The 17,235-nt window shown below is 65.6% G+C and carries 14 protein-coding genes; 11 read left to right on the forward strand and 3 right to left on the reverse strand.

The annotated features are described in order from the left end of the window. The first annotated feature begins 951 nt into the window (after positions 1–951). From G342_RS0118315 to G342_RS0118345, 7 genes are all read left to right on the forward strand, one after another. Entirely contained in the window at positions 952–1,731 is a 780-nt protein-coding gene (locus G342_RS0118315) for an SDR family NAD(P)-dependent oxidoreductase (RefSeq protein WP_018184623.1), read from the forward strand. Between the two features lie 2 nt (positions 1,732–1,733). Beyond that, entirely contained in the window at positions 1,734–2,585 is an 852-nt protein-coding gene (locus G342_RS0118320) for a transketolase (protein WP_040879140.1), read from the forward strand. After that, on the forward strand, positions 2,578–3,558 hold the full coding sequence (locus G342_RS0118325) for a transketolase family protein (RefSeq protein ID WP_018184625.1): 981 nt from the start codon (positions 2,578–2,580) through the stop codon (positions 3,556–3,558). Before G342_RS0118320 ends, G342_RS0118325 begins: the two co-directional genes overlap by 8 nt. After that, positions 3,555–4,721 carry a mandelate racemase/muconate lactonizing enzyme family protein gene (locus G342_RS0118330; protein ID WP_018184626.1) on the forward strand — a complete coding sequence of 389 codons (1,167 nt, stop codon included), beginning with the start codon at positions 3,555–3,557 and terminating at the stop codon, positions 4,719–4,721. Before G342_RS0118325 ends, G342_RS0118330 begins: the two co-directional genes overlap by 4 nt. 175 nt (positions 4,722–4,896) lie before the next feature. Then, on the forward strand, positions 4,897–5,715 hold the full coding sequence (locus G342_RS0118335; protein WP_018184627.1) for a transporter substrate-binding domain-containing protein: 819 nt from the start codon (positions 4,897–4,899) through the stop codon (positions 5,713–5,715). Positions 5,716–5,909: 194 nt separating this feature from the next. Continuing rightward, a complete protein-coding gene (locus tag G342_RS0118340) occupies positions 5,910–6,578 on the forward strand; it encodes an amino acid ABC transporter permease (protein ID WP_018184628.1) in 669 nt (222 codons plus the stop codon). A gap of 10 nt (positions 6,579–6,588) precedes the next feature. Continuing rightward, positions 6,589–7,263 carry an amino acid ABC transporter permease gene (locus G342_RS0118345; protein ID WP_018184629.1) on the forward strand — a complete coding sequence of 225 codons (675 nt, stop codon included), beginning with the start codon at positions 6,589–6,591 and terminating at the stop codon, positions 7,261–7,263. Between the two features lie 7 nt (positions 7,264–7,270). On the opposite strand, the gene G342_RS0118350 is transcribed toward G342_RS0118345, so the two are convergent. Further along, positions 7,271–8,308 (reverse strand): substrate-binding domain-containing protein, encoded by a 1,038-nt coding sequence (locus G342_RS0118350; protein WP_018184630.1) that lies wholly within the window; start codon positions 8,306–8,308, stop codon positions 7,271–7,273. Positions 8,309–9,012: 704 nt separating this feature from the next. Here G342_RS0118350 and G342_RS0118355 point away from each other — a divergent pair. The 4 genes from G342_RS0118355 to G342_RS0118370 all read left to right on the forward strand — a co-directional run bounded on the left by G342_RS0118355 (position 9,013) and on the right by G342_RS0118370 (position 13,619). Next, a complete protein-coding gene (locus G342_RS0118355) occupies positions 9,013–10,077 on the forward strand; it encodes an ABC transporter permease (protein WP_018184631.1) in 1,065 nt (354 codons plus the stop codon). Positions 10,078–10,216: 139 nt separating this feature from the next. Continuing rightward, positions 10,217–11,194: a sugar ABC transporter substrate-binding protein gene (locus G342_RS0118360; protein ID WP_018184632.1), complete on the forward strand. Its 978-nt coding sequence runs from the start codon at positions 10,217–10,219 to the stop codon at positions 11,192–11,194. Positions 11,195–11,268: 74 nt separating this feature from the next. Further along, complete coding sequence (locus tag G342_RS0118365) at positions 11,269–12,846, forward strand: sugar ABC transporter ATP-binding protein (RefSeq protein ID WP_018184633.1); 1,578 nt, start codon at positions 11,269–11,271, stop codon at positions 12,844–12,846. Next, on the forward strand, positions 12,843–13,619 hold the full coding sequence (locus G342_RS0118370; RefSeq protein ID WP_018184634.1) for an SDR family NAD(P)-dependent oxidoreductase: 777 nt from the start codon (positions 12,843–12,845) through the stop codon (positions 13,617–13,619). Before G342_RS0118365 ends, G342_RS0118370 begins: the two co-directional genes overlap by 4 nt. 45 nt (positions 13,620–13,664) lie before the next feature. Here the strand turns inward: G342_RS0118370 and G342_RS24610 are convergent, their stop codons facing one another. Continuing rightward, the gene (locus tag G342_RS24610) at positions 13,665–15,545 is read right to left on the reverse strand and encodes a DUF7380 domain-containing protein (protein ID WP_342665175.1); all 1,881 of its coding nucleotides are present in this window, start codon (positions 15,543–15,545) and stop codon (positions 13,665–13,667) included. A 46-nt stretch (positions 15,546–15,591) separates the two neighbouring features. Further along, complete coding sequence (locus G342_RS0118380; protein ID WP_018184636.1) at positions 15,592–16,461, reverse strand: aldose 1-epimerase; 870 nt, start codon at positions 16,459–16,461, stop codon at positions 15,592–15,594. Between the last annotated feature and the right edge of the window lie 774 nt (positions 16,462–17,235).

Below are 17,235 nucleotides of genomic sequence, written 5' to 3' on the forward strand. Positions count from 1 at the left end.
CTGGCGTGTTGGAGAGGACAAGGGTTTGGCCGGAGGTGCTGTCGTGCAGGACGACCGTTTCCTTGGCGACGTCGATGCCGAGGATGCGCGGCACCGTCTCGACGGCTGGGCTGGGGGATGGCATGGTTTGTCCTGGCTTCGGATTGTCTGCGGGCTCGCGGGAACGCGGCCCCATCAAGTCAACAAGCAAGCGAAGCCGGTCCACCGCCGGACCCAGATGACGACGGGCAGGCGCCCGATCCCGGGACGGTCTCGGCCATGGACGCGGGTTTCGGGATGGCCGTTTCGAAACCCGCAACCGGCCCAAACCATCTAGCAAATTCCAAACAGACAATCCCGGGCGCAGCGCCGCGGAGATCCCAGCCGAGGCGCGAGACCAGCCAACCTCCCGGCAACTCGGCTGCATGGATCCCCGCCTTCGCGGGGATGACGGATGCGTGTGTTGCTTGAATCGAGCTCCAGGTCGGCGGCACCCCCTGGAAGAGAAAAGCTCCGTCATTCGCGCGAAGGCGGGGATCCATTCATCCGAAGCCCTGGGAGATGTCCTCGGAGAAGGCCCCGGCTCCGGGACTTGGCCGTCAGCATCGCACCTCGCCGCCGACCTCGACCGCGATGACGGCCTGCATGTGTCCGGGCAGATTGCGACCCGTGGACAGGCCGAAAAAGGCAAGACCCCGTCATCCCGGCGATGGCCCGGATCCATGTATCCGAAGCCTCGAGAGACGCACTCTGCGGAAGGCCCCGGCTCCGGGGCCTGGCCGTCAGCATCACACCTCGCCGCCACATGGATCCCGATCTTCGCCGGGATGAAGGAGGGGGCGGCGCCGACCGTGCCGCCGGTGGTCCTGCCCGCGGTCCGTCTCGTGGTCATGCCCAACACGCTCCCCCACATCCCGATTGACAAGCCTAATGGTACCGTTACCATCGCTGCAGATTGGGGAGGAAATCCAATTGGCTTTTGAAGGGAAACGCGCCGCCATCACCGGCGCCGCGGCCGGGCTCGGCCGCGAACTGGCCATCGAATTGTCGCGGCGCGGCGTCGCCGTCGCGCTGATCGACATCGACGGCAAGGGTCTGGACGAGACGCGCGCGCTGCTGGGCGCGACGCCCGCGCCGCCGCTCGTGATCCCGGCCGACCTGACGGCGCCGGACGCACCGGCCGGGATCCTCGGCGCCATCGAGCGCGAATGGGGTGGGCTCGATATCCTGATCAACAATGCCGGCTTCGGCCGCATCGAGCCTTTCCTCGACATGTCGGCCGCGACCTGGCAGAAGACGCTCGCCGTCAACGTCACGGCCGTGGCGATGATGACGATCGCGGCCGGCGCGATCATGAAGCGGCAGGGCGCAGGCCGGATCGTCAATCTGACCTCGCCCGCCTCGCGCATGGCGCTGCCCAACTACGCCGCCTATGCCGCCTCGAAAGCCGGCGTCGATTCCATCACCCGTGCGGCGGCGATCGCGCTCGCTCCGTTCGGCGTCCGCGTCAACAGCGTCGCCCCCGGCATGATGGATACCGAGATGCAGCGCTCGACCGAGGCGGACCTTGCCCGCATCGAGGGACGCGCCGATGTCGAGGCCTTCCTCGATGAACGGACGAAACGCGTGCCGATCGGTAGGCGGGCCGAGATCGCCGAGGTCGCCGCCGCCGTGATCTGGCTCGCCCTCGACGCGCCCACCTACATCACCGCCGAGCGCCTCAACGCCTCCGGCGGCCTCGACAGGGACTAGCCATGGCGCTCGCCAACCACCCGCCCGCAACCGCTGACATCGTCGCGTTAAAAGCGCGGGCGAAATCGATGCGGCGGCATGTGCTCGCCATGGCGCGCGGCCCGGGCCAGGGCTATGTCGGCCAGGGGCTCGGCATCAGCGACGTGCTCGCCGCGCTCTATTTCCACGAGATGCGCTGGGATCCGGCCGACCTGAAGGCCGCCGACCGCGACCGCTTCCTGCTCTCGACCGGGCATTATTCGATCGCGCTCTGGGCGGCGCTGGCCGAGGCCGGCGTCATCCGGCTCGACGAGCTCGTCACCTATGGCGCCGACGACAGCCGGCTGGAGATGTCAACGCTCGACACCACGCCGGGCGTCGAGATGATCGGCGGTTCGCTCGGCCATGGCCTCGGCCAGGCGATCGGCATGGCGCTCGGCTTGCGCCTGGCGAAATCGCCGGCGCGGATCTTCTGCGAATTGTCCGATGGCGAGATGCAGGAGGGCTCGACCTGGGAGGCGGCGATGGCGGCCGGCCATTTCTCGCTCGACAACCTCGTCGCGCTGATCGACTGCAACGGCATCCAGGCGGACGGCCCGGTGGTGCTCGACATGGAGCCCGTCGCCGACAAATGGCGCGCCTTCGGCTTCGCGACGCAGGAAATCGACGGCAACGATCTCGCGGCGGTCGTCGCGGCGCTGGAGAAGGCGCGCGCCACGGACGGCAAGCCGCACGCGATCGTGCTGCGCACCCGGCCGGGCCAGGGCGTGCCCACCTTGTTGGCGCGCGAAAAGGCGCATTTCGTCCACGTCGAACTGGACGAATGGGACGCGCTGATCGACGAACTGGAACGGACGGAGGCGGATCATGGCTGAGCGCGCCTATACGCAGGCGATGGGCCGCGACGAGGCGACGGGCGGGCGCACCACCATCGACGCGCCCTTCGGCAAGGCGTTGGTCGAGATCGCGGTAGTGCGCGATGACATCGTCGGCCTAACGGCCGATCTCGGCAAATACACCGACATCCTGCCCTTCCGCGACGCCCATCCGGAACGGTTCTTCAATGTCGGCATGGCCGAGCAGAACCTCGTCGCCGTCGCGGCGGGGCTGGCGCGCACCGGGCTCGTGCCGTTCGCCACCACCTATGGCGTCTTCGCCTCGCGCCGGGCGTTCGATTTCATCGCCATCGCCTGCGCCCATTCGAACCTGCCGGTGAAGATCGTCGCCGGCCTGCCGGGGCTCACCACCGGCTATGGCGGCACGCATCAGGCGATCGAGGATACCGGTCTGATGCGGCTGATCCCCGGCCTTGTCGTCATCGACCCCTGCGACGCCACCGAGATCGCCGCGGCGACGAAAGCCGCCGCCGCCCATCCGGGTCCCGTCTACATGCGCCTCTTGCGCGGCAAGGTGCCGGTGGTGTTCGAGCCGGAGGGCTTCGATTTCACGATCGGCAAGGCGCGGCTGGTGCGCGAAGGAACGGATGTCGGCTTCGTCTCGACCGGATTCATGACCGAGCGCGCTCTCGACGCGGCAGAGGCGCTGGAGAAGCGCGGGATTTCCGCCGGCGTGCTGCATGTGCCGACGCTGAAGCCGTTCGATACGGAAGCGGTGGCGCAGTTTGCCGGCGGTGTCGAGCATCTGGTCACGGCGGAGAACCATGTCGTGCACGGCGGGCTCGCCTCGCTGGTGGCGGAAACGCTGTTCGACGCCGGCATGACGATGCGGCTCACGCGCATCGGCCTCCCCGACCGCTATATCGAATGCGGCTCCGTGCCGACGCTGCAGAAGCGTTATGGGCTGATGATGGACGATCTGGTCGCCGCCGCGACGGGGGGAAGAGCATGAAGATCACCGAGATCGAGACCTTCGCCGTCGGCGCCGGCTGGAAGAACTGGCTGTTCGTCCGCGTCCATACCGATGCCGGCATCACAGGGCTGGGCGAAGGCACGCTGAACGGCTTCATCCGCACGACGGAAGCCGCGATCCGCGAGCTGGAGCATTTCGTCATCGGCGCCGATCCGCGCCGCGTCACGGCGCTGGCGAAGAAAATGCTCGACAGCGTCTCGCTCGACGGCGGCCATATCCACCGCACGGCGATCGCCGCGATCGAGGTCGCCTGCTGGGACATCCTCGGCAAATCGCTCGGCGTGCCGGTGCACCAGCTGCTGGGCGGGCGGGTGCGCGACAGCGTGCTCGGCTATGCCAATGGCTGGTATCGCGCCGAACGCACGCCGGAAGCCTTCCTGGAAGCTGCGAAGGCCGTGATCGCCAGGGGCTTCAAGGCGATGAAGCTCGATCCGTTCGGCACGGCGCAGGGTTTCATCTCCGATCCGGAGCTGGATCTGGCTGAACAGATCCTCACAGCCCTCCGCGAGGGCCTGCCGCCGCACACGCTGCTCTTGATCGACGTGCATGCCCGCTTCACCGAGGCCGAGGCGATCCGCGCCGCCAACCGGCTCGCGCATCTCAACCTCTATTGGTGGGAGGAGCCGACGACGCGCGACCGGCAGGAGACGGTGCACGCGGTCGGCCATGCGAGCCCGATCCGCGTCGCCACCGGCGAGATGTACGATACGGTCGGCCAGTTCTTCACTTTGGCCGAGGGCGGCGGCGTCAACATCTTCCAGCCCGAGCCGATGTCGCTCGGCGGCATCGGCAATGCCATGGCCGTCGCCCATCTCGCGCAGGCGCATGGCAGCTACATCGCCCCGCACCAGAGCGGCGGCCCGGTCGCCACCGCCGTCTGCCTGCAACTCGCCGCCTGCGTCGAGAATTTCCTCATCCAGGAGCATTTCGACGCCTTCAACGAGCCGTGGACGCGCGATCTCGTCAGCTGGCACCCGGGGATCGATCCCTCGAACGGGCATCTGTCGCTGCCCGACGCGCCGGGCCTCGGCATCGAGCTGAACGACGCGGTGGCGCGGGCGCATCCCTATGACCCGAAGGCGTTCCTCAACATCCACGCCGAGGGCTGGGAGAAGCGGCTGGGGCAGAAGCGCGACGGCTGATCGCAAAGGCCGCCATCGCATCTTGATATGATTATAATAGTATGTTCACCTGAGGGCCAAGGCGCGCGCGGTCGGATCGACCGGAAGACGGGCCATCCTGACGCAACTCGAGAGGAAATGTCCGCGCGGCGACGCGCATCCGCGGACCGTGTCCGCACATCCGGGAGGGTTAAGCATGTTCAAGGCTCGCTTGAGGACCGTCGTCGCCGGCTGCGCCGCGCTGGCGATGTCCGCTCTGCTTCTGACCGCCGCGCCGCAAAAGGCCGCCGCCGAAACCGTCGACGACATCATCTCGCGCGGCAAGGTGATCATCGCCATCGACACCACGACGCCGCCTTACGGCATGATCGACGAGGAGTTCCAGCCGGCCGGCTTCGACATCGAGTTCGCCAAGCTGATTGGCGCGGCGCTCGGAGTGCCGGTCGAATTCGTCACCGTCACCTCGCCAGGCCGCATCCCGGCGCTCCTGACCAACCGCGCCGACATGGTGGTGTCGATCTTCTCGATCACCGCGCCGCGCGCGCTGCAGGTCAACTTTTCCATTCCCTATGCCGGTCAGTCGGCCGTGGTGATCGCGCCGAAATCGAGCAACATCAAGAGCCATGCCGATCTCGTCGGCAAGAAGGTCGGGCTGACGCGCGGCACCGGCGAGGACGGGCTGCTGACCGAGGCGGCCAAGGCCAATCCCGGCATCGAGATCCTGCGCTTCGACGACTATGCCTCGCTCCTGCAGGCGATGGTCTCCGGCCAGATCGACGCCATGGGCGGCGGCGACTATGGCGACATCTACCTGAAGAAGAGCAGCAACGGCGAAGACTTCGAGATGAAGTACATCCTGAAGACCTTCTATTTCGGCGTCGGCATCCGCCGCGGCAATCCCGACATCCTGCAGTGGCTGAACACCTTCATCTTCACGCTGAAGCAGGACGGCACGCTGGAGCGCCTGTCGCAGAAATACCGCAACACGCCGCTGCCGCCGCTGCCGGTGTTCTGAGACGCCTACTTCACCTCTCCATGAGGGAGAGGTCGGCCCGCAGGGCCGGGTGAGGGTTTACGGCCTCTCCGGATGTTCCCTAACCCCTCACCCGCCGGCTTCGCCGTCGACCTCCCCCTCAGGGGGAGGTGAAGGGCGCGGCGCATCGATGATCCCGCCCGGGCTCCTGAAATCAGAACCGATCGGACGGCCTCATGCCAAGCTACGTCTTCCAGTTCGGCCCGATCCTGATCCGCTCGGAGGAGCTGATCCACGGCGCCTGGCTCACCATCTGGTTCGCCAGCGTGTCGATGGTGCTGGGCCTCGCCATAGGCATCCTCGGCGCGGTGGCGAGGAGCTTCGGCCCGCGCTGGCTGTCCAGCCTCGTCGCCGCCTATGTCGAGCTGATCCGCAACACGCCGCTCTTGATCCAGCTCTATTTCGTCTTCTTCACCCTGCCCTTCCTGGGGCTGAAGCTCTCGAGCAGCGCCGCCGCGATCCTGGCGCTCTCGATCCATCTCGGCGCCTATGCGACCGAGATTATGCGCGCCGGCATCCAGTCGATCCCGTCCGGCCAGATCGAGGCGGCGAAGTCGCTCGGCCTCAAGCCCTACAAGATCATCCGCCACATAGTGCTGCTGCAGGCGCTGCGCGCCATCTATCCGGCGCTTTGCGGCCAGTTCATCCTGCAATTGCTCGGCACCAGCATCATCTCGGCGATCGCGGCCGAGGAGCTGACGGCGATCGCCAACAACATGGTGATGCAGACCTTCCGCTCCTTCGAGGTCTACATCGTCGTCGCCATCATCTACTTCATCCTGGTGCAGGCGTTCAGCCTGCTGTTCCAGGGCTTTTCACGCTTCTTCTTCCGCTGGAAGACATGAGGAGCCAGCGATGAACCTCCGCGAGTTCGGCCTGAACGAGTTCGGCTTCCTCATCCTCTCGGCGCGCTGGACGATCCTCCTGTCGCTGATCGCCTTTGCCGGCGGCGGCATTCTCGGAGTCGTCATCGCCAGCCTCCGCATCAGCGCCTCGAAGCCGCTGCGGATGATCGCGGCCGGCTATATCCGCTTCTTCCAGAGCACGCCGATCCTGATCCAGCTGTTCATGGCCTATTACGGCACCGCCTTCATCGGCCTGAGCCCGGATCCGTGGACGGCGGCGGCGATCACCTTCTCGCTCAACTCCGCCGCCTTCTTCGGCGACATTTTTCGCGGCTCGATCGAGGCCATACCCAACGGCCAATGGGAGGCGGCGAAGGCGCTCAGCCTGCGCTTCATCCCGACGCTGCGGCTCGTGATCTTCCCGCAGGCGCTGAAGCTGATGCTGCCGCCGACCGTCGGCTTCATGGTGCAGATCGTCAAGACGACCTCGGTCGCCTCCCTGATCGGCCTCACCGAGCTCGCCCGCACCGCCACCATGATCAACACCGTCACCTTCGAGCCGATGCTGGTGTTCGGCACGGTCGCGCTGGTCTATTTCGCGCTGTGCTGGCCGCTGTCGCTGCTCGCGCGCCATCTGGAGAAGCGGCTGGAGGTGGAGGGACGCGGCCGTGCGGCGCTCGCCTGAGAGGGATTCACGCGCTCTCGCGCTCGACGATCTCGAAGCCGACCGGCACGATGCGCGGCAGGTTCGGCTCGCCCTTCAGCCGCTTCAGCAACTGCTCGACCGCCATCCGCCCCATTGCCTGCCTTGGCACCCGCAGCGTGGTGAGGCGCGGAAAAAGTTCGGCGGCGAGGTCCATGTCGCCATAGCCGGCGATCGCCATCCGCTCCGGGATCTTCCAGCCACGCCGGTGGCATTCCTGCACGGCGCCGATCGCCAGCGTGTCGGAGGAACAGAACAGCACGTCGAGCGCCGGATCGCGGTCGGCGAGCGCGGCCAGCGCCGAGGCGCCGCCCTGCGCGGTGATCGGCACCTCGATCTCGAGGTTTTCCGGATAGGCATGGCCGCGATCGACCAGCGCCTGGCGATAGCCGATGCGGCGCTGCTGCAGGCGGTCATTACCATGCACCGGGGTCGAGGCGAAGCCGATGCGGCGATAGCCCCTGCCGACAAGATGGCTGGTCATGGCATGGGCGGTGTCGAAATTCGAGACGCCGACCGCCATGTCGATCGGCTCATGGCCGCGAATCTCGCTGATCTCGACGACGGCGACCTCGCCGGAAGCGAGCAGGCTGCGCGCCGCTTCGGAATTGACGAAGGCCTGCAGAATCAGCCCGGCCGGCTGCCAGCCGAGCAGCGCGCGGATCGCCTTCTCCTCGCCTTCCGGATCGAAGGCGCCCTGGATCAGCAAAAGCTGGTAACCCGCCTCGTGACAGGCGTCCGACATGCCCTGCACCTGCTCGGCGATGCCGGAATTGATCAGCGGCGGCACCATCGTCCCGATGATGCGCCGGCTGTTGCGGTTCGACGACATCGAGGAGGCGAGCTGGTTGCGGATGAAGCCCTCGCGCTCGACGACCTCCATCACGCGCGCCCGCGTTTCCGGCGACACCTTGTCGGGATCGGCGAGCGCCCGCGACACGGTCATCGGCGCGACGCCAGCGCGACGCGCGATCTCCTTCATGCTGAGGCGCGGCTTGCCGGGATCTCGCGGATCGGAATTCACCATCGCAACGCTCGCTCATTGTGCCGGACGGAATCGACGCCCGCCGCTATTCTAGAGTCACATCCATCGGCGATGAACTGGTTGCGTTTCGCTTCGCTCTCCCTGGAGGGCCATAGGACGGCAGAACAGTCGATCAATCCAGAATTAATGCAGCTCGCCGGCCACGGGCAGTCCTGCGTCGCCCCGGCGAAGGCCGGGGCCCATAGACACGGGCCAAACAAGCGTGGCGCGCCTTCCGGCTACAGATCGGCGGTTCTGGATCCCGGCCTGCGCCGGGATGACGACGGAGCGCTGTCGGCGTCGTGCAACGACCTCCCGAGCGAGCGGCGCATAATGCCGGGGACGACCTCTTTTCACCTCTCCCTGAGGGAGAGGTCGACGCGCGCAGTGCGGCGGGTGAGGGTTTGCGGCCTCTCCGGATGGTTCCCTACGCCCCTCACCCGGAGCATCGCTCCGACCTCTCCTCATGCGAGAGGTGAAGGACGTGCGCGGATCGAATACGGCTTTGTCGGATCATGGGCTCGAGCGGTTTGCGGCGTCCCTCGTCCGCGCCGCGCGCCACGCCAAATTTCGGGGGATGCCACTTGGCGAGAGTTGATAAGTTTATAATAGCATGATGTTATGTGAGCAGGCTGCTTCAACGTTCTGACGCAGCCCCGCCGAGGACCGCATCGAGGAGGATGTACCCGGTGGAAAGGGAGGACAATATGGAACGAACCGTTGAGCGGGATTCCGGCTTCGAGGGATCCGGCCGCGCGCTGCGCGATCGTCTGACGCGGCTTGTCGCGGTCGGTGAAGTGGGCGTGCTGCTCGCGCTGATCGTGCTGGTCGCCTTCTTCTACATGATGGAACCGGCGTTCCTGTCGGAACGCAACATCCGCGCCATCCTGCGCGTCGTCTCCTTCATCGGCATCATCGCCATCGGCCAGACCATCCTGCTCGTCTGCGGCGAGTTCGACCTGTCGGTCGGCGCCGTCGCGGGCCTTTCGGCCGTCTGCAGCGCGAAATTGATGACCGCCCTCGCCCTGCCGGTGCCGCTGGCGCTGCTCGGCGGCGTCATGGTCGGCGCCGGCGTCGGCCTGGTCAACGGCCTCGTCGTGGTCAAGCTCAAGATCCCGGCCTTCATCCAGACGCTCGGCATGCTGTTCATCGGCCAGGGCCTGATCCAGGTCGTCACCAACGGCTACCCTGTCTATCCGCTGCCGCCTATCATCAGCGACATCGGCTATGCCAGCATCATCTTCGGGCTCGGCTGGAGCTTCGTCTTCTTCGTCATCGCCGCGCTAGGCGCCGATTTCGTGCTTCGCCGCACGGTGCTCGGCCGCAACATGTATGCGACCGGCGGCAATCCCGAGGTCGCCCGCCTCGTCGGCATCGACACCAACCGGTACAAGATCGGCGCCTTCATGACGGTGGGCGCGCTCGCCGCCATCGCCGGCATGTTCGTCATGGCGGACCTTGCCTCCGGAACCACCTCGATCGGCAGCGGCTGGGAACTGAACGTCATCGCCGGTGTCGTCGTCGGCGGCGTCAGCCTGTTCGGCGGCGCCGGCACCATGGCCGGCGGCCTGATCGGCGTGCTCCTGCTGCAGGTCGTCACCAGCGGCCTCGTCGTCGTCGGCGTCAACGCCAACTGGCAGCAGATCGCCGTCGGCGTGATCATGGTGATGGCCGTCGGCCTCGACATCCTGCGCCGTCGCTTCTTCATCGCCGGTTCCGGCGGCGCCCAGCCCGTCGCAGCCTCGACCGAACCGGCCGCCAAGCCATCCTGAAGGCCCGCCCGGCTCCGGCCGGGCGAGATGAAGCGTTTTCAAGCGAAGTGGATACCGGTTCGCGCGACGAAAGCGCGACCACAAAGGGAACCAGTCGAAAAGGCCGCCACAAGGCGGTCAACCAGAGGGAGGACTAACCATGACCCAACGATTTTCCAGCCTGCTGAAATCCGCGCTGCTGGCCACCGTCGCCGTGACGGCCGGTCTCGCCGCCCTGCCCGAGGCCAGCCTCGCGGCCGGCAAGAACGTGCTGTGGGTACAGCCCATGCGCGACCATCCGGTGCATCGCCTGATGCAGGCCGGCTTCCTGGAAAAGTGCAAGGAGCTCGGCAATACCTGCGAAGTCGTCGGCAATCCGAGCTCGACGAACTATGACGTCTCGGCCTCGATTCCGCTCGCGGAAGCGGCCATGGCCCGCACCAAGTTCGACGCCATCGCCGTCTACGGTCCCGGCCCCGAGATCTTCCCGTTCATCGGCAAGCTCGGCAAGGAAGGTTTCCCGGTCGTCACCTGGCATGTGCTGCCGCCGGAAGGCTCCGTCCCCGGCCTGAAGGCCGCCGTCGGCGAGGACATTCCGAGCGCCGGCCAATCGGCCGCCATCGCCATGGGCGAGAAGATGAACGGCAAGGGCGTCATCGCGCTGACCCAGGGCTCTTCCAACGACACCGAGAACGTCATGGCGGACTCGTTCCGCAAGACGATGGCCGAGCGTTTCCCCGACATCAAGATCCTCGACACCCAGATGGAAGGCTTCGAGCCGTCGGCCGCCGAGGCCAAGGCCGTCGCGCTGCTGCAGGGCAACCCGGACGTCACCGCCGCCTTCTCGACCACGGGCAACGGCGCCCAGACATGGTCGGGCGCGGCCCGCAAGGCCGACCGGCCGCTCGTCATCATCGGCATGGACTATATCCGCCAGAACCTCGACCTGGTGAAGTCGGGTGCCGCCTATGGCGTCGTCGCGCAGCCGCTCTACGAGGAAAGCGCCAAGACGGCCGAGCTCGCCAACGATCTCGCCGAGGGCAAGGAGGTTCCCTACCTGAACCCGCTGCCGGCCGGCGTCATCACCGCGGCCGACCTCGACCCGTACTACGCGATGCTCGACCGCGCCGGCCAGTAGGCAGGCTCCCGACTGCCCTCTCCCGTTCGCGGGAGAGGGTTCTCGCAATTGGAAGAGGCTCGGGGAGAACGACCATGACCGACCTATCGACCGCCCCGCCCGTTATCCAGACCCGCGCCATCGTCAAGAGCTTTTCCGGCGTGCAGGCGCTGCGCGGCGTCGACTTCGCCGTCCATCCCGGCGAGATCCACGCCCTGCTCGGCCAGAACGGCGCCGGCAAGTCGACCCTCGTCAAGATCCTGAACGGCGTGCACAAGGCCGGCTCCTATTCGGGCGAGATCCTCGTCGACGGCAAGCCGGTCACCTTCGCCTCGACCTCGGAGGCCCGCGCCTGTGGCGTCGGCTACGTGCCGCAGGAAATCGAGGTGCTGGAACAGCTCACCGTCGCGGAGAACGTCTTCGCCGGCCATACCGGCCTCGGCCGCGGCCCGATCATCAACCGCCGCCGCATGGAGCAGGAAGCCCGCGCCCTGTTCGACGAGCTCGGCCTTTCGATCGACCCGCGCATGCTGGTCGCGAGCCTGACCTCGGCGCAGCGCCACCTCGTCATGATCGCGCGCGCCCTCTCCTTCAAACCCCGCGTCTTGATGCTGGACGAGCCGACCGCCTCGCTCTCCGGCGTCGAGGTCGAGCGGCTGTTCTCCGTGCTGCGCCGGCTCAAGGCGCAGGGCAAGACGATGATCTTCATCACCCACCGCCTGCCCGAGGTGCTCGCCATCTGCGACCGCGCCACGGTGCTGCGCGACGGCCGCGTCGCCGCCGCGATCGAGCGCGAGGATTTCGACGAGGAGCAGTTCATCTACGCCATGTCGGGCCAGAAGCTGCAGCGCCTCTATCCCCACCACGACGCGCCGCCGGCCGAAACGAGGCCGCTGCTCCAGGTCAAGAACCTCTCGATCGCCGGCCGCTTCGGCGTCAATCGCGGCGTCAGCGACGTCTCCTTCGACGTGCGCCCCGGCGAGATCCTCGGCCTCGCTGGCCTGCTCGGCTCTGGCCGCACCGAGATCCTTCATGCGATCTACGGCCGCGTGCCCTATTCCGGCGAAATCGCCGTCGACGGCGCGCCGGTCGCGATCCGCACCGCCGCCGACGCCCGCGCCGCCGGCATCGCGCTCCTGACCGAGGATCGCAAGCGCGACGGGCTGCTGTTCAACCTCCCCGTCGGCGCCAACATCACCATCGGCAACCTGACGAAGCTTTCGAGCCACGGCATGGTGCGCGAGGGACGCGAGAAGAACGCCGTGCTCGCCGCCATGCGGGCGCTCAACGTCAAGGCGCGCTCGCCGCAGGCCTCCGTCGCCCATCTCTCCGGCGGCAACCAGCAAAAACTGCTCTTCGCCCGCGTGCTGATGAGCGCGCCGCGCGTGCTCCTCCTTGACGAGCCGACCAAGGGCGTCGACGCGGCGACCCGCGCCGAGATCTACCGGCTGATCGTCGATCTCGCCGATAAGGGCGTGGCGCTCGTCGTCGTCGCCTCGGAGCTTGAGGAAGTGATCGGCATCGCCGACCGCTGCCTCGTCGTCGCCGACGGCCGCCTCGTCGGCGAATTCCAGCGCGGCGAAGGCAGCGAGGACAAGGTATTGCGCACCATCACCGCCGCGCAGGCCGAAATGCAGCGCGCCGCGCTGGCAAACGCAGGGCACGCGGGATGACCAACCGTTTCGCCGGCAAATCAATCCTGGTCACGGGGGCCGCGACCGGCATCGGCCGCGCTACCGCCGAGCATCTGGTCGCCGAGGGAGCCAGCGTGCACGGTATCGGCCTCGACGCCGACGAAGGCCGGGCGCTCGCCGCCGACTACGCCCAGCGCGGCCTGCCGCTCCATTTCGCCGAGGTGGACCTGACCGACGACGCCGCGATCCGCACCGCCGTCGAGCGTGCGCATGAGACATCCGGGCGGCTCAACGCCGTGGTCAATTGCGCCGGCATCTACCCGACCGGCAAGCGCCTGGAGGACGTCACGGACGCCGAGTGGGATCTCTGCGTCTCGGTCAATTTGACCGCGATCTTTCGCGTTTGCCGCGCGGCGCTGCCGCTGATCCGCGCGGCGGGCGGCGGCTCGGTCGTCAACCTCGCCTCGGTGCACGCGGTCGCGACCGTGCCGGGCGTGCCGGCCTATGCCGCCACCAAGGCGGCCGTGGTCGGCCTCTCGAAGCAGATGGCGCTCGACTATGCGATCGACCGCATCCGCGTCAACGCGGTTGTCGTCGGCTCGGTGGCCACAAGGATGACGCTCGGCGACGCGCCCGACGCGCGCGAGCGGGTGGAAGCGGCCGGTCTCTATTTCGACGAACGAAAGGTGCCGCGCGTTGCCGACCCGGCCGAGCTCGCCCGCGCCATCGCCTTCCTCATCTCCGACGACGCGTCCTTCGTCACCGGAAGTGCATTTGTCGCGGATGGGGGCCTGACGGCGCTGCTGTTGTAGGGGGCTAAAGCTACGATTCTACGCATGCTTATCGCGACCCGACACTCACGATGGCAAGTACAAACGGGCTCGATCTTTGAAAAGAGGAATACAGCAAAGACGAAATATCAACCAACAAGCGTAAATCGCGTCCGCACCGAACGGAGCGTTATCATTCAGAAGCCCATGAGCTAGCGCGTGCCGGAGACTCGGCCCCGGCTTTACCAAGAAGACGTTTTCAATGTCGGTAGAAATAGCTTCACCGAAAGCAGAATCCACTTCTGGCCTCATATGATCGAATAGCGCCGACATTGACCTATCCTCTTGCTCCTGCTTAGCGGCATCAAAACTCGAAACGTCGTTGCCGTGCATCTTCAAGACGTGCCGGATAGATGCCTCGAGCAGTGGTGTCAAAATGTACAGAGCACTGGTGAAATCGCCATGAAAGAACCGCTCGAAACCTAGACAATACGTCTCCCTAATGTTCGGCGGCACGAACGGACTAGCCCGGACAAGTGGTCGAAACGTATCTTCCCCGACAAAGTACCTATCAACTATATATCGACGCGCAGTCTCGATCCCGCCACTGGCGGTAACTTTTCTACGTACGCCCTCATGCTGGGCAATCTGCACTCGAATTGCACTGTTGTCCTTGCCATCACCCAAACCTCCTTCGGCCCGATGTATCACCTTACCTTCATGGTCGTGGAAAGACGCGCCAAACAGGGAGGAGAGTGGATGATTGTCAATTGACGCTATTGCGTCTGCCTTAAGTTTTTCTGGTGACGGCGAGCACTCCAAGTCTGCAAATATGAGTAATAGTTCAAATACATCCCGATCACCCTCCAATTGCCCCCGAACGTGCTCGACAATTTCACTCAGATCCATCGGATGCGAGAAAAGAGAGAGCTCCTCCGCGATCCCCGACTGAACGTCGATCAATCTGTGTCGCAGGGCAGTACGACGATCCTTCTGCCCCGGGATTCCATGGTACTCGGCGATTGCCTGACTTAGCCAGTGCGATTCTTGTACCGCGGTGATCTGATTATCGGCCAACGCTGCTAAGGTTTCTGCCGCACCAATCCTACACCGGAACTCGCCATCACTGTTTTTTGCAAGGCGATAGGCGCGGGCCGCCAACCTCCAGAGCTCGACGACAATATGATGACCCGAGTCCGATAGTCCGCGGGCTAGATAAGCCTCTATTTCGGTAGCGACTACGGCGGCATCTGATAGCCTAAACCCCAAGTCAATCTCGAAAAACCATTGAACAGCCGCAAGATTTTCACCTGCGACGGCACGCTCACATATTAGTGGTATCATCGCACGCGCAGCCAAGACCTCGTCACAGTCCCAGCCAAGGGCACGCCCCATTGACAATGCTCGTGTAAGAACATCGCGCGATGTCAATCCGAGTAGAGGGTCATCCCGATCGAAACGCTCTTTGAGCGCTCCGGAATCAAGACCTTCTGCAATAGAGACGTATGCCTTCACCGCAGATCGACCGCACTGTTGTCGCTTGCGCTCAAGAAGCCAGCACACGTCGCACAGACGCGCCTTTAATACAGGGTTTGCGATCCTCTCCGCCACATAGGCCAATACGGCGACTGGGGCACCGCGAAAATCTTCTGGGATGGGTGACCTGCCACGCTCCATAACCAACATCGGGGCAAAGGGAGCGTCGACGTCTCCGGGCTTTAAGTAGAAATTCGTAACTGCCGACAGCATGGCGTAAGCTTGAGCGGCAGCAACCGCCCCGGCTCCGTCGCACACCTCTGCTGCCGCTCTGTATGCGGTGCTCAATTCATGGCAATCAACCGAGGTACAATTGATGATGGGCGCCTCGATATCCACCGAAGCAAAGTCTTCGATGGTTGCCCGAAGCCAAAGGGGAATTTCGCTAGGCTCAGATTGACCGCCGGCGGCTGCCCCATCCTCAAGGCGCATAAACCCATCCCCCATCAGTCCAAGTTTGCGAAGCTAGATATCACAACTAGATCACCCCAAACCGCACCACTCCCGCCATCCCCTCGCCCGGGTTGAGCACGACCAGGCCGAGGCCTTCCTCGCCGGCTTCGAGCTTGTTGGCGGCGCAGGGGACGTTGGTCTGGGGTTCCAGGCAGAAGAAGCTCTGCTTCGGGTCGGCGTAGAGCATCAGGTTTTCGAAGATGGGATCGGCCTCGATGACGAGCGTCACGCCGCGCGAGGGGAAACGCAGCGTGGCGCTTCCGTCCCAGCCTGAATAATCATTGTTGCGCCAGTGGTTTGGCAGCTTCGCGCCGCGGGAGAAATCGAGCTCGGGGGGCGTGGCGATGCGCGAGCCGGCGACGCCGTCCGGCGCCTCGAGCCAGAAATGCTTGGCGGCAAAGGTCATCTCGACATCGGCGTCGCGGTCGAACCAGGGATGGTGGCCGAAGCCGAACGGCATGCGGACCGGGCCGAGGTTTCCCAGCGTCGTCGCAAGCGTCAGCCCCTCGGGCGAAAGGTCGAAGCGCTGCGTGGCGCGGTACTGGTAGGGCTCGCCGGCGACGCGGCGCTCCAGCGTCATTTCGACCGACGTGTCGGAGAGTTGCTCCGCCTTCCAGGCCGAATGCCAGCCGGTGCCGTGCACGTTGAAGCGCTCGGCGCCGTTATTGGCCTCAAAACGATAGGTGACGCCATCGAAGGTGAACTGGTTGCCGTCGATACGGTTGGCATAGGGCAGCATCGGGAAGGAGGCGACGCCGAGCACGTCGCCCTTCGCCGCGCGCTCCGGCGTCAGCGCCCGCATGACATCGACGCCGCGACTGCGGAAGGCGGCGATCGAGCCGCCGATTTCCGGCGCGAGGACGAGGGTCAGGTCTCCGGCGGCGAGTTCGATCATGATGGCGTCATCCGTTGGTTGTTTGCCGGAGATCGTATCGGTCCCTGGCGATTGCGGAAGGGGGGGCGTGGCGGTCGTCCCCGCTTTCCGGGGAGCCCTGGCGAGCAAATCCGTGCGGCGCCGGGATGGACTGCGAGGGTTTGAAGACGCACCTCGATACAAGGAGGCGGTGAAAGCGAGGCTTCCCGGCGACATTCCAGGCTCCGGGCGTTCCACGCGGCGACAACGCCGCTGCATGGATCCCGGCCTTCGCCGGGATGACGGGAGGGAGAGGAAGCGTCGAGACGGGTCCGGAGGGGCCGGCCAGCAACGATCCCGTCGGCATGACATCCCGGCGTCAAAAGCCGCGCACGCTGTGTCCCCAAACTCGACATCCCTGCGGAAGCAGGGATCCATGCATCAGCGCGTTCGGGCGTGCGGCGAGCAAGCCGGCCGAATGGATCCCGGGTCAAGCCCGGGATTGTCTGTTTGGAATTTGCTAGATGGTTTGGGCCGGTTGCGGGTTTCGAAACGGCCATCCCGAAACCCGCGTCCATGGCCGAGACCGTCCCGGGATCGGGCGCCTGCCCGTCGTCATCTGGGTCCGGCGGTGGACCGGCTTCGCTTGCTTGTTGACTTGATGGGGCCGCGTTCCCGCGAGCCCGCAGACAATCCGAAGCCAGGACAAACCATGCCATCACCCAGCCCAGCCGTCGAGACGGTGCCGCGCATCCTCGGCATCGACGTCGCCAAGGAAACGGTCGTCCTGCACGACAGCACCTCCGGCCAAACCCT

The organism is Kaistia granuli DSM 23481 (genome assembly GCF_000380505.1).
Lineage (GTDB): Bacteria > Pseudomonadota > Alphaproteobacteria > Rhizobiales > Kaistiaceae > Kaistia > Kaistia granuli.